This window comes from Thermohalobaculum xanthum, assembly GCF_016623495.1.
Lineage (GTDB): Bacteria > Pseudomonadota > Alphaproteobacteria > Rhodobacterales > Rhodobacteraceae > Thermohalobaculum > Thermohalobaculum xanthum.
Genome location: NZ_JAEHHL010000001.1, coordinates 413,770 through 427,012, shown reverse-complemented (window position 1 = coordinate 427,012; position 13,243 = coordinate 413,770). Strand labels below are relative to the sequence as shown.

The window sequence follows — 13,243 nt, the reverse complement described above, 5'->3', positions numbered from 1 at the left end:
TGATTCATCCGAATCGGCTTGGAGCGACTGCATGATTGCGCCTCTCATCCCTGACGAATCCGACGCGCCCGAGGCGTCTGACGAGCCCGAGGATCTCCGGGCCTTCTACGATGCGCGCGCTTCGGATTACGAGGGGGATGCGGGGGATCCGACCTATGCCGAGGCGCGTCGTTGTGCCGAGGCGCTGGCCCGGTTCGCCACCGACCAGCGCGCGCCCCTGGCCGAGTTCGGTTGTGGCGCCGGCCTCGGCGGTCTCGCGCTGAGGGCCGCAGGCTTCGACTGCATCGACGGGTTCGATGGCTCCGAGGAGATGCTGGAGCGCTCGGCCGAGAAGGGCATTTACCGCAGCTTGTCGACGCTCGACCTCTCGGGACCCCTCGGGGTCGAGCCTGGCCTCTATGCCAATGCGGCAGCAATCGAGAGCATCGATCCCGCCTCGATGCCCGCGACCGTGGTCGATGCGATGGTACGAATGCTGCCGTCGGGAGGCTGCCTAGCCTTGTCGCTCGGCGCAGGCGCGGCCGCCGATGGATCGATCCGCGGCCGCATCTTCGAGCTGACCGATACCGGCTGGGCCGATCTCATGCTGGCCGAGGAGGCGGGCTCGAACGATGCCGGCGCAACGATCTACGTGCTGCGTCGCCGCTGACCGGGCGACTTTTCCGCGAAGGCTCACCACCGTCCTGTCAGTGCGCGCGACAGCAGGTTGATTGCCCGACGGGCCCCGTCCGGCGCGGCAAAGCCCGTAACGAAGTCGAAGTCGGGCCTGAGCGCCGCCTTCAGGTCGCGCTCGGCTCGCCACAGGTGAAGGAACGCGGGCGCCGCAGCGCGTCCCAGCTTGCCGCGGTCCGCACGGGCCGACGACAGTGCAGCAAGCCCTTCTTCGGCAAGCCCTTTTGCCACGCGCCGCAGCGCCTCGCCGGTCTCGCCACGCGCGAGCGACAGGCGCGCACCATCGTCGAGGTCCGGCAACAGGCTGCCGCCGGAGTGGGCGGCCATCGTGGCGGCCTGGCGCAGGACGAAGGCGATGCCGCAGGCACGACCCGCCGATTTCGCTGCTTCGCTGCCAGCCTCGGCCACCAGCACACCCTTCGCCAGCCGCGTAAGCCCCCCGAACCGGGCGTCGAGCCAGCCGTCGAACTGCGCCCTGTCGAACGGTACCGCAAGCTCCATCTCCCGCGCCTCGATCAGGCCTTCCAGAAGGTCGCGCCGCACCACCCCGTCGGCGATCAGCGCCGCGAGCGGGCCGGCAACCTCGTGGCGCTCGACGCCTTCTCCTGCGACGACGTCACGCCAGAACTGGAGCCGCATCCGGGCGATGATCGGGCCCGCGTCGACCCGGTCCGCGCGCTGCACGGCTCGCGAAAGCTCGATGTCGAAGGCATAGAGCACCATGAGGCGCTCGCGCGCGGGCTCGGGTGCGAAGAGTGCGGCTTGAAACAGGTCCGGATCGTAGCGCCGCACGATGGCGGCCGCGGGGCTCAGCGTCGGCTCAGCCATGCACGGCCATGCGAACGGCGGGCGCCTTCATCCGGATCAGCTTGGTGACGATGGCGTCCTCGAGCGCCTGGAACGACGCGTCGACTATGTTGGCCGACACCCCGACCGTCGACCAAACCTCGCCGGTGTCGTCCGAACTGTCGAGAAGAACGCGGGTCACTGCTTCGGTCCCGGCGCCAATTATTCGCACCTTGAAGTCGACCAGACGCAGATCGTCGATGTATTCTTGGTAGCGCCCCAGGTCCTTCTGCAACGCGAGAGCCAGCGCGTTGACCGGGCCCTGGTCCTGGTGCGTCACCGGATCGATGGATTCCGAGGCCGAGATCATCCGCTCGCCGTCGACATGCACGGCCACGACCGCCTCGGAGGCCGTCACGCGCTCGCCCAGCGCGTTGTAGCGCCGCTCGATCGAGACGCGGTAGCGGTCGATCTCGAAGAACACCGGCAGGCAGCCCAGCATCCGGCGCGCGAGCAGGTTGAACGAGGCCTCGGCCGAGTCGTAGGCAAAGCCCTGGTCCTCGCGCTCCTTCACCGCGGCCAGCAGATGGCCCAGGCGCGGGTCGTCGCGGTCAACCTCGATCCCCGCGTCGCCCAGCCGGCGTAGCAGGTTCGAGCGCCCCGCCTGGTTCGACATCGGGATGACGCGCTGGTTCCCGACCATGTCGGGGTCGACATGCTCGTAGGTCGAGGGGTCCTTGATGATCGCCGAGGCATGCAGCCCCGCCTTGTGGGCGAAGGCCGCGGCGCCGACATAGGGCGCATGCCGGTCGGGCTGGCGGTTCAACACCTCGTCAAGCAGGTGCGAGGCGCGCCGCAACTCCTTCAGGCCGTCCTCGCTCACGCCGATGTCGAAGCGCTCGCGATAGGGCGATTTCAGCATCAAGGTCGGGATGATCGAGCACAGATTGGCGTTGCCGCAGCGCTCGCCCAAGCCGTTCAGGGTGCCCTGGATCTGGCGCGCGCCGGCATCGACCGCCGCGAGCGTGTTGGCCACCGCGTTCTCGGTGTCGTTGTGGGTGTGGATGCCGACATGCGTGCCCGGGATATGCGCGGTCACGGCCGCGGTGATCGCGCCTACATCGGCGGGAAGCGTGCCGCCATTCGTGTCGCACAGCACGACCCAGCGGGCGCCCCCTTCCATCGCCGCGTCGAGGCAGGCCAGAGCGTAGTCGGGATTGGCCTTCCAGCCATCGAAGAAATGCTCGGCGTCGAAGATCGCCTCGCGGCCCTGCGCGACCAGGTGCGCCACGGACTCGCGGATGTTTGCCAGGTTCTCGTCGAGCGAGATTCCCAGCGCCATTTCAACGTGATAGTCGTGGGTTTTGCCGACCAGACAGACCGCACCGGTGCCGGCGTTCACCACCTCGGCCAGCACGTCGTCATTTGCCGCCGAGCGCCCTGACCGCTTGGTCATGCCGAAGGCTGTGAACGTCGCGCGCTTGAGCTTCGGTGCCTGGCGGAAGAAATCCGAATCCGTCGGGTTCGCGCCGGGCCAGCCGCCTTCGATGTAGTCGATCCCCAGCGCGTCGAGCGCCCTCGCGATCTTCACCTTGTCGGCCGCCGAGAAGTCGACGCCCTGCGTCTGCTGCCCGTCGCGCAGCGTGGTGTCGTAGAGATAGAGGCGCTCGCGGGTCATTCTTCACCCTCCAATCGGAGCGCCTCTAACTCCGCATCCCAAGCCGTGGGGAAAAGCATGGTAAGTTCACGAAAAGTACGGGTGTCTCTCAGCCGCCAAAACCCTGAGTCATCTTTTACAGCGTTGTACTCGGCATCTTTACGAGATCCGCTATCGCGTTTCGCAGCAATGATCGCGCGGATGCGTTTTTTGATCTTTTGATGTGCTCCTCGCTCAAGCTTGCGCCACCGCCAGTCTCCGTTTCCATCTTGATATACCTGAATACCGCCCTCGAGCTTTTGACGACTCCCCACTTTCCACTCGGTACCTTCCTTGGTATCGAGCGCAACAACACCACACTCGGTTATCGCCTCTCGGATTATGTCGGATAATTTGAAGTTTCGATGCTTTCGCGCTTCTCCCCTCACCTCTACCAATGCATCGATGTGAGCGCGCAAGTCCTCATCGATGGCTTGTTCTCCAGCCCAGCCGCTCAACTCGTCGCTCAGTAAGCCAAGCATCTCGGCCCCACGCCGCAGCGCAGCTGCGTCGCTCGCGGCGAGCGCGTGCAACTCGGCAACCGCCTTCGGCGTGTTGAGATCGTCTGCCAATGCCGCAACCACGCCTGCCGGCACGGCCGGCGATGGCTCGACGCCTTCGGTGAGCGAACGCCACTTGCGCAAGGTCGCCTCGGCTTCCTCGACCCGCTTCTCCGTCCAGTCCAGCGGCTCGGTATACTTTGTCGAGAGCAGGACGAAACGGATCACCTCGCCCGGCACGCCCTTGTCGCGCAAATCCTTGACCGTGAAGAAGTTGCCGAGCGATTTCGACATCTTCTCGCCTTCGACCATCAGGTAGCCGTTGTGCATCCAGACATTGGCCATCACGTCGGTGTGGTTGGCGCAGCAGCTTTGCGCGCGCTCGTTCTCGTGATGGGGAAACACGAGGTCGATGCCGCCGCCATGGATGTCGAAGGTCTTACCCAGCAGCGCCTTGGACATGGCCGAGCATTCGATGTGCCAGCCCGGACGCCCCCGGCCCCAGGGGCTGTCCCAGCCGGGCAGCGTCGGGTCCGATGGCTTCCACAGCACGAAATCCATCGGGCTCTTCTTGTAGGGCGCGACATCGACGCGCGCGCCGGCCAGCAGCTCGTCGGTCGAGCGGCGCGAGAGCGAGCCATATTCGGGCCAGGACGGCACATCGAACAGAACATGCCCCTCGGCCTCGTAGGCGTGGCCCGAGGCGATCAGTTCCTCGATCATCGCGATCATGTCGCCGATATGCTCGGTCGCCCGCGGCATGTGGGTGGGCCGCAACGCCCCCAGCGCATCCATGTCCTCGAGATACCAGCCCGCCGTCTCGTCGGTGATGCGCCTTATTGCCTGCAGCTCGGTCTCGCCCGCGCGCTTGGTCTCGGCCGCGCGGGCATTGATCTTGTCATCCACGTCCGTGAAGTTTCGCACGTAAGTCACAGCTTTATCGCCATAAACGTGGCGCAGAAGCCGGAACAGGACGTCGAACACCACCACCGGGCGCGCGTTGCCGATATGGGCGCGGTCGTAGACCGTGGGGCCGCAGACATACATCCGCACGTTCTGCGGATCGATCGGACGAAACACCTCCTTCGTCCGGGTTCGGGTGTTGTAGAGCTTCAACTCGGTCATGGCCCATGCTCGCGGCGGTTTCCCCGCGGCGGGCTAGCATTTCCGGTCGGATGTGGAAAGGCGAGAACGCGCCGCGGACAATATGTCAGCGGGTAATGCAGATCCGGCAGATGAGGATCGCGGCGTTCATGCGTCTTCTGTGCCGCCTGCCGGCCCGCCTGTCAACCGCGGTGGCGCCAGCAGCGGCATCAGTGCCGCCATCTCGGGGCCACGGTCGCGCCCGGTCAGCACCCGGCGCAGCGGCAGGAACAGGCCTCGGCCCTTGCGCCCGGTCTTCGCTTTCACCGCATCCGTCCAAACCTTCCAGGTCCCCTCGTCCCACGGGCGCGGCGGCAGGATGGCAAGCGCATCGGCCACGAAGCCTTCGTCCTCGGGCGCGACGACAGGCTGCGCCCCGTCGCGGCAGATCGACCACCATTCGCCCGCATCTTCCAGCCGGTCGAGGTTCGGGCCGATCGTGCTCCAGATGTCCGCAGAGATTTCTTTTGGTATACCAATGCCTTCCAGGCGATCTCTCACGTACTCGAATGGCATGCCGCGAAGGGTCTTCGAGGAATGGGCGGTAAGTTCGTCCGGGTCGAAACGCGTGGGCGAGGCGCCGAAACTCGAAATATCGAAGCCGTCGATCACCGCCTGCATGTCGCTCACCACCTCGACCGGCGCCGACGAGCCAAGCCGCGCGAGGAAGCTGACCAGCGCGACGGGCTCGACGCCCGCCTCGCGCAGGGCCGCGACCGACAGGCTGCCCAGCCGCTTCGACAAGGCCTCGCCCCCGGGGCCCGTGAGCAGCGAGTGATGGCCGAAGGCAGGCGGCTCGGCCCCCAGCGCCGAGAAGATCTGGATCTGGGTGCCCGTGTTGGTGACGTGATCGGCGCCGCGGATGACATGGGTCACCCCCATCTCGGCATCGTCGACGACCGAGGCCAGCGTGTAGAGGATCTGCCCGTCCTCGCGGATCAAGACGGGATCCGACAGCGAGGCCGGATCGACCCGCTCGTCGCCGCGGATCAGGTCGTTCCACTCGATCGGCGCGTGCTGGAGCAGGAAGCGCCAGTGGGCCGCCCTGCCCTCAGCCTGAAGGCGCGCGCGGTCGGCATCGCTCAGCTTCAGAGCCGCGCGGTCGTAGACTGGCGGCAGGTGGCGCGAGAGCTGGACCTTGCGCCGCAGATCAAGTTCGGCCGCGGTCTCGTAGCAGTCATAGAGCCGCCCCGCGTCCCGCAACCGCCCAGCGGCGTCATGGTAGAGGTCGAGGCGCTCGGACTGCCGATGCTCGGCGTCCCAGGTCAACCCCAGCCATTCCAGATCGCGCCGGATCGCGTCGACAAAGCGCTCCTCCGATCGCTCGGGGTCGGTGTCGTCGATCCGCAGGATGAATCGCCCGCCCTGCTTGCGGGCGACCAGCCAGTTGAGCACCGCCGTGCGCAAGTTGCCCGCGTGCAGCAGGCCTGTGGGCGAAGGGGCGAAACGCGTCACGGTCATCACGGGCGCTCCAGATCCGGGCGCAGGCCGCGACAGGCCAGCACCATCGCGTCGAAGCCGCGTGGCACGAACCAGTCGCTCACCACCAGGTCCGCGCCCATCATCATCCGGTTCAGCGAAATCTCGCTCTGGCGCCGCCGCGGGAGGACGCGCCGGTCGGTCAGCCACACGGCAAAGACCGTTTGGTGCAGCACCGGCAGCCACGGAATCCGGCGACGCGCGATACCCCAGCCCGCAACCGCATTCCAAGGCAGGTGAACGAGGCCCAACATTCCCACGGGCATCGATATCCCGGCCTCGTCGGCCTCGAACACCGGACGCCAGCGCAGCGCCAGTCCCGTTCCGCAGGCCAGCAAGATGATGGCGAGCCCCATCACGAACGGTGCGAAGACGAGCAGATCGACGACGCTCGCGCGCTGCGGCCCGGCCATCACGAGCATCATGCTGGCCAGCGCTGCGCCTAGCGCCACGAGGATGACCGCGTTGCCGCGCGAGGCATGGATGCGGATGCCGTCGCCCCCGTCGGTCAAGCCAGATCCCTCCAGCGGTTCACGACCGGGTAGCGGCGATCGAGCCAGAACGCCTTCTTGGTGAGCTTGGTGCCCGGAGCGGACTGGAAGCGCTTGTATTCCGAGATGTAGAGCAGCCCCTGGACCTTGAGGATGGTCGCGCGCTCATAGCCCTCGTCGACCAACTCCGCGACCGAAAGCTCGCGCTCGACCAGGCCCTCGAGAATGCCGTCAAGAATGGCGTAGGGTGGCAGGCTGTCCTCGTCGCGCTGACCCTCGCGCAGCTCGGCCGAGGGCGGCTTGTCGATGATGCGCGGCGGGATCACCTCGCCTGCGGGCGCCTGCATCCAGGGGTGATGCGTCTCGTTGCGCCACCTCGCCGCCGCAAAGACGCGCGTCTTGTAGAGATCCTTCAAGGGGTTATAGGCACCATTCATGTCGCCATAGAGCGTCGCGTAGCCGACCGCGATCTCGGACTTGTTGCCGGTGGTCAGCAGAAGCTCGCCAAACTTGTTCGACAGTGCCATGAGATAGAGGCCGCGCATGCGGCTCTGGATGTTCTCCTCGGTCACATCCGGCGCGTGCCCCTCGAACAGCGGTGCAAGACCGGCATTCACGGCAACGACGGCGTCCTCGATGGGCAGGGTCTGGTGCAGGACGCCCAGGCGGCTCGCGCAGCCCTCGGCGTCCTCCAGGCTCTCGCGCGACGTGTAGCGCGACGGCAGCATGACGCAGCGGACGTTGTTCGGGCCCAGCGCGTCGGCGGCGATCGTCGCGACCAGCGCCGAGTCGATGCCGCCCGAGAGCCCGAGCAGAACCCGCGAAAAGCCCGACTTGCGGACGTAATCCCGCGTCGATTCCACCATAGCGCGGTAATCGAGCGCCGCCGGCCCGGGCACGGGCGCCAGCGGGCCCTGCACAAGGCGCCAGCCCTCGTTCGTGCGGCGCACCTCGATCGTTTCGATGGCCTCGTCGAAATAGGGCATCTGGAACGCGAGCTTTCCGCCCGGGTTGATGCCGAAGCTGCCGCCGTCGAAGACCTGGTCGTCCTGGCCGCCGATCAGGTTGAGGTAGACGAGCGAGAGGCCCGTCTCGACCACACGCCCGACGGCGTGGTTGGTGCGGATATCCAGCTTTCCCGGCCCCTCGTAAGGCGAGCCATTGGGCGAGAGCAACAGCTCGGCCCCCGACTCCTCGAGCGTCTCGCACACATCCGGGAACCACATGTCCTCGCAGATCGGAAACCCGATGCGCACGCCGGCGATCTCGATCGGCCCGGGAAACGGCCCTTCGGCGTAGAGTCGCTTCTCGTCAAATACCCCGTAATTCGGTCGATGATGCTTGAGAAAGCTCGCGCGAAGATGGCCCCGCTCGATCAGGTGGTAGGCATTGTAGACGCCCGCACCCTCGGGGTGCGGCGCGCCGATCCCAAGCGCCGGCCCGTCGGCGCAATCGGCGGCCAACTGGCGCACCGCGGCGTCGCAGTCGCGCAGGAATGCCGCGCGGACCGACATGTCCAGCACCTGATAGCCGGACAGGAACATCTCCGGAAGCAGGACGAGATCGGCGCCCGCGGCGCGTCCCCGCGCCCACGCCCGGCGGGCGAGATCGGCATTGCCCGCGATGTCACCGGCGACCGGGTTCATCTGGGCAAGCGTGATCCGGATCAGGTCGGGCTCGGACATCAAGGGGCACTCCGCTCAGGCACGCGCACGGGGATTACGCATCCCCGGCATCCAGAGCAAGCCCGGCATCGCTCTGCAACACCTTGCGTATGCTCCATATGGGCCCGCAATGGGCCGTTGTCTTGCCACAGTTTGGTTCATAGACTGCGCAAAACCACAAGACACAGGGACGGGCGCACGAGCATGCCTGCCGACAGTCGAGGGAAGACAGGAATGCGCAGGATCGCAACTGCGGCCGCCGCGGCGGCTCTTGCAAGCGGGCTCGTCATCGGGGCGGTACAGGCACAGGACGCGTCGACCGCCGTCGCGACCAAGGAATACGAATCGGGCGCGATCTACCAGGGCCAGTTCAAGGACGGCAAACAGCATGGCGAGGGCACCTACATCGCCCCCGACGGCTACGAGTATTCCGGTCAATGGGTCGATGGCGAGCGCGAGGGCAAGGGCCGCGCCAAGTTCGCCAACGGTTCGATCTACGAAGGCGATTTCCTCGACGACGTACCCAACGGCCAGGGCACGATCACTTATGCGAACGGCGGCAGCTACACCGGCCAGTGGCGCAATGGCGTGATCGAGGGGACGGGCGTCGCCGATTACGGTAACGGCATGACATACGAGGGCGAGTTCAAGAACTCGGCCCATCACGGTCGCGGCGTCATGACCCGTGACAACGGCTATCGCTACGATGGCGACTGGGTCGAGGGCGTCCAGCAGGGCAAGGGCACCGTCGCCTACCCGGACGGCGCCGTCTACGAAGGCGACTTCGTCAACGGTCTGCGCCACGGACAGGGCAAGATCACCCTGCCCGACGGCTTCGTCTACGAAGGCGAGTGGTCCGAGGGCCAGATCACCGGCAAGGGCGGCGCGACCTACGCCAATGGCGACCGGTACGAAGGCGACTTCCTCGAAGGCCGCCGCCACGGCCAGGGGGTCGCGACCTATGCGAGCGGCGATCGTTACGAGGGTGCGTTCCGCGACGGCGACCGGCATGGCAAGGGCAAGTTCATCGGCATCGACGGCTATGTCTACGAAGGCGACTGGGTAGCCGGGCAGATCGAGGGCCAGGGCGTCGCTTCCTACCCGAACGGTTCGCGCTACGAGGGCAGCTTCGCGGCAGGTTCGCCCGAGGGCAAGGGCAAGATCACCTATGCCGATGGCGGCTCGTACGAGGGCGAATGGAAGGGTGGCGTGATCGCCGGCAACGGCATCGCCCGATACGCCAACGGCTCGGTCTACGAGGGCCAGTTCGCTGCCGCCCGCCACGACGGCGAGGGGATGATGAGCTATCCCGACGGCCATATCTACACCGGTGGATGGAAGGCCGGCATTCAGCACGGGACGGGCAAGCTGACCTACCCCGATGGCGCCGTCTACGAGGGCGGCTTCGTCGAGGGTCAGCGCGAGGGCGACGGCAAGCTGACGCTTGCGGACGGCTTCATCTACGAGGGCGGCTGGCTCGGCGGCGACATCCACGGCGAGGGCAAGGCCACCTATCCCAATGGCGACGTCTACACCGGCAACTTCATCAAGGGCCGGCAGCACGGTTTCGGCGTGATGAACTATGCGACCGGCTCGGTGTTCGAGGGATGCTGGGAGGATGGCGCGCGCGGCGGACCTGCCGACCAGAATGGCGACTGCCCCATTCCCGAGGCCGAAGCCTCGGACAGCAATGCAGCCGCGGCCAACTGATCCACCGGGTGCGTCGGCCGTCATAATGTCGGCGCGCAGGATGCGATTTCCGCTTCACTTTCACCATCGACGCGATATTGTGCGCGCCATGTGTTTCGACATCGGCATCGCGATCCGCGCATACCCTGCCCTTTCCGGCGGGCTCCTTCTGCTTAGCCGCCCCTGAGCGTGCCGCGATCCGCGGTGCGCGCGCTCAGGGGATTGAGTGACGCACCGCCGAGACCCAAGGCACAACGAAGCACAAGGCCACCGACATGACCGATCGTATTCCCCCCGCGGACCAGGACCGCGTGAAGATCTTCGACACCACCTTGCGTGACGGCGAGCAGTCGCCCGGCGCATCGATGACGCTGGACGAAAAGCTCCAGATCGCGACTCTGCTCGACGAGATGGGCGTCGACATCATTGAGGCCGGGTTCCCCATCGCATCGGAAGGCGACTTCGAAGCGGTCAGCGAGATCGCGAAAGTCATCCAGAATTCGGTCGTTTGCGGACTGTCGCGCGCCTCGAAGCGCGATATCGACCGGGCATGGGAGGCGCTGGCGCACGCCAAGCGCGGCCGCATCCACACCTTCATTTCGACCTCGCCGCTCCACATGGAGTACAAGCTGCAGCTCTCGCCCGCCAAGGTCATCGAGAAGATCGCCGAGAGCGTCAGCCATGCGCGCACGCTGACCGACGACGTCCAGTGGAGCCCGGAAGACGGCACCCGCAGTGAGCATGAGTTCCTCGTCGAGGCCGTGACCGTCGCGATCCAGTCTGGCGCGACGACGATCAACATCCCCGACACCGTCGGCTACACCGCGCCGGGTGAATCCGCGGCCCTGATCCGCATGCTGCGCGAGCGCGTGAAGGGCATCGATGCGGTAACGATCTCGACGCATTGCCACAATGACCTGGGCATGGCCGTGGCCAACGCCCTCGCCGCAGTGCAGGCGGGCGCGCGGCAGATCGAGTGCACGATCAACGGCCTCGGCGAGCGCGCGGGCAATGCGGCGCTGGAAGAGGTCGTAATGGCGATGCGCGTGCGCAACGACATCATGCCCTTCCGGACCGGTATCGACACGACGAGGATCATGCAGGCCAGCCGTCTGGTCTCGAACGTCACCGGCTTCCCGGTGCAGTTCAACAAGGCGATCGTCGGCAAGAACGCCTTCGCGCATGAAAGCGGCATTCACCAGGACGGCATGCTGAAACACGCCGGCACCTACGAGATCATGCGCCCCGAGGATGTCGGCCTGTCCGAGTCGAACCTGGTCATGGGCAAGCACTCGGGCCGCCACGCCTTCCGCACCAAGCTGACCGAGTTGGGCTTCGACCTGGGCGACAATGCCTTCGAGGACGCGTTCGTGCGCTTCAAGGCGCTGGCCGATCGCAAGAAGGAAGTCTTTGACGACGACATCATCGCCCTGGTCAGCGAAGCCAAGGCCGACGAGGCGGCCGAGCGCATCAAGCTCAAGTTCCTGCGCGTCATCTGCGGCACCGAGGCGCCGCAGTCGGCGGACATCATCCTCGAGATCGACGGCAAGGAGCACCGCCACACCGCCACCGGCGACGGCCCGGTCGACGCGGCCTTCAACGCGGTCAAGGCCCTGGTGCCGCATGACGCGCGGCTCGAGCTCTATCAGGTGCACGCCGTGACCGAGGGGACAGACGCCCAGGCCACCGTCAGCGTGCGCATGCGCGAGGGCGGCAAGATCGTCACCAGCCAGTCCTCGGACACGGACACAGTGGTCGCGTCCTGCCGGGCCTATTGCCACGCGCTGAACAAGCTGCTCGTGCGCCGTGAGAAGGGCAAGCCCGAGGCGATGGCAGGCGAATAACCCCCCGGTGCCGCCGGGCGCTCGTGCTTGATGAGCCCGCCATCGCCTTTGCGATGGCGGGTTCTTCGCGATTGACGGGCGTTATCGGGCCATTCTCCCTTTGCAGCCTCGCGCGCGCGGTCCTATAAGCGACAAATCCCGGTATGGACGGCAGGCCAGAACGGGCAACAATGCCCCAGCGTGGAAAGCGCGGGCACGGAACGCAGGCACGAAACGGAAGGCACGCGCATGTTCGGCGGACTGTTCGGCATGTTCTCCAATGACATGGCCATCGACCTTGGGACGGCGAACACGCTCGTGTACGTCAAGGGCAAAGGGATCGTGCTCAACGAGCCGTCTGTCGTCGCCTACCAGACGATCGCCGGCAAGAAGGAAGTCAAGGCGGTCGGCGAGGACGCCAAGCTGATGCTGGGCCGAACGCCCGGCTCGATCCAGGCGATCCGCCCGATGCGCGACGGCGTCATCGCGGATTTCGACGTCGCCGAGGAGATGATCAAGCACTTCATCCGAAAGGTGAACCCGCGCAAGTTCCCGGGCGGCGGGCCTCTGGTCGTCGTCTGCGTGCCCTACGGCGCCACCGCGGTCGAGGAACGCGCGATCGAGCAATCGGTGCTCTCGGCGGGCGCACGCAAGGCCTACCTCATTCCCGAGCCGATCGCGGCCGCCATCGGCGCCGGGCTGCCGATCACCGAGCCGACGGGCTCGATGATCGTCGATATCGGCGGCGGCACGACCGAGGTCGCGGTGCTGTCGCTTTCGGACATCGTCTATGCGCGCTCGGTGCGCGTCGGCGGCGACAAGATGGACGAGGCGATCATCAGCCACCTGCGCCGCCAGCATAACCTCCTGATCGGCGAGTCCACCGCCGAGAAGATCAAGACCGCGATCGGCACCGCGCGCATGCCCGCCGATGGCGTCGGCAAGACCATGACGATCCGCGGCCGCGACCTGCTCAACGGCGTGCCCAAGGAGCAGGAGATCACGCAGGCGCAGATCGCCGAGTCCCTGGCCGAGCCGGTGCAGCAGATCGTCGAGTCGGTTATGGTGGCACTCGAATCCACCCCGCCCGACCTGGCGGCGGACATCGTCGACAACGGCGTCATGCTGGCGGGGGGCGGCGCATTGCTTGGCGAGCTCGACCTCGCGCTGCGCGAGCAGACCGGCCTCGCCATCTCGGTCGCCGAGGAACCGCTTCACTGCGTGGCGCTTGGCACCGGCCGTGCCCTCGAGCACCTCGAGCGCCTTGCGCATGTGATGAAGATCAGCGTCTGAAGCCAGC

At 66.4% G+C, this 13,243-nt stretch carries 9 protein-coding genes and 1 pseudogene; 4 read left to right on the top strand and 6 right to left on the bottom strand.

Annotated elements, in window-relative coordinates; translation table 11 throughout:
• Positions 1–31 precede the first annotated feature (31 nt).
• Positions 32–649 (top strand): class I SAM-dependent methyltransferase, encoded by a 618-nt coding sequence (locus H0I76_RS02010; RefSeq protein WP_200606297.1) that lies wholly within the window; start codon positions 32–34, stop codon positions 647–649.
• Positions 650–672: 23 nt separating this feature from the next.
• On the opposite strand, the gene H0I76_RS02005 is transcribed toward H0I76_RS02010, so the two are convergent.
• The 6 genes and pseudogenes from H0I76_RS02005 to H0I76_RS01980 form a co-directional block, all read right to left on the bottom strand.
• A complete protein-coding gene (locus H0I76_RS02005; RefSeq protein WP_200606296.1) occupies positions 673–1,500 on the bottom strand; it encodes a squalene/phytoene synthase family protein in 828 nt (275 codons plus the stop codon).
• Complete coding sequence (gene cimA / locus H0I76_RS02000; protein WP_200606295.1) at positions 1,493–3,136, bottom strand: citramalate synthase; 1,644 nt, start codon at positions 3,134–3,136, stop codon at positions 1,493–1,495. Before cimA ends, H0I76_RS02005 begins: the two co-directional genes overlap by 8 nt.
• A 284-nt stretch (positions 3,137–3,420) precedes the next feature.
• Positions 3,421–4,779 (bottom strand): annotated as a pseudogene (gene cysS / locus H0I76_RS01995) (cysteine--tRNA ligase); the annotation flags it as partial.
• A 126-nt stretch (positions 4,780–4,905) separates the two neighbouring features.
• The gene (gene gltX, locus H0I76_RS01990) at positions 4,906–6,258 is read right to left on the bottom strand and encodes a glutamate--tRNA ligase (RefSeq protein WP_200606293.1); all 1,353 of its coding nucleotides are present in this window, start codon (positions 6,256–6,258) and stop codon (positions 4,906–4,908) included.
• On the bottom strand, positions 6,258–6,788 hold the full coding sequence (locus tag H0I76_RS01985; protein WP_200606292.1) for a hypothetical protein: 531 nt from the start codon (positions 6,786–6,788) through the stop codon (positions 6,258–6,260). The genes gltX and H0I76_RS01985 overlap by 1 nt, the downstream gene beginning before the upstream one ends.
• On the bottom strand, positions 6,785–8,452 hold the full coding sequence (locus H0I76_RS01980; RefSeq protein WP_200606291.1) for an NAD+ synthase: 1,668 nt from the start codon (positions 8,450–8,452) through the stop codon (positions 6,785–6,787). Before H0I76_RS01980 ends, H0I76_RS01985 begins: the two co-directional genes overlap by 4 nt.
• A 213-nt stretch (positions 8,453–8,665) precedes the next feature.
• Here H0I76_RS01980 and H0I76_RS01975 point away from each other — a divergent pair, with 213 nt between their 5' ends.
• From H0I76_RS01975 to H0I76_RS01965, 3 genes are all read left to right on the top strand, one after another.
• On the top strand, positions 8,666–10,141 hold the full coding sequence (locus tag H0I76_RS01975) for an MORN repeat-containing protein (protein ID WP_200606290.1): 1,476 nt from the start codon (positions 8,666–8,668) through the stop codon (positions 10,139–10,141).
• 254 nt (positions 10,142–10,395) lie between these two features.
• Positions 10,396–11,964 carry a 2-isopropylmalate synthase gene (locus H0I76_RS01970; RefSeq protein ID WP_200606288.1) on the top strand — a complete coding sequence of 523 codons (1,569 nt, stop codon included), beginning with the start codon at positions 10,396–10,398 and terminating at the stop codon, positions 11,962–11,964.
• Positions 11,965–12,192: 228 nt separating this feature from the next.
• Positions 12,193–13,236, top strand: coding sequence for a rod shape-determining protein (locus H0I76_RS01965; RefSeq protein ID WP_200606286.1), 1,044 nt, complete (start codon positions 12,193–12,195; stop codon positions 13,234–13,236).
• Positions 13,237–13,243 lie beyond the last annotated feature (7 nt).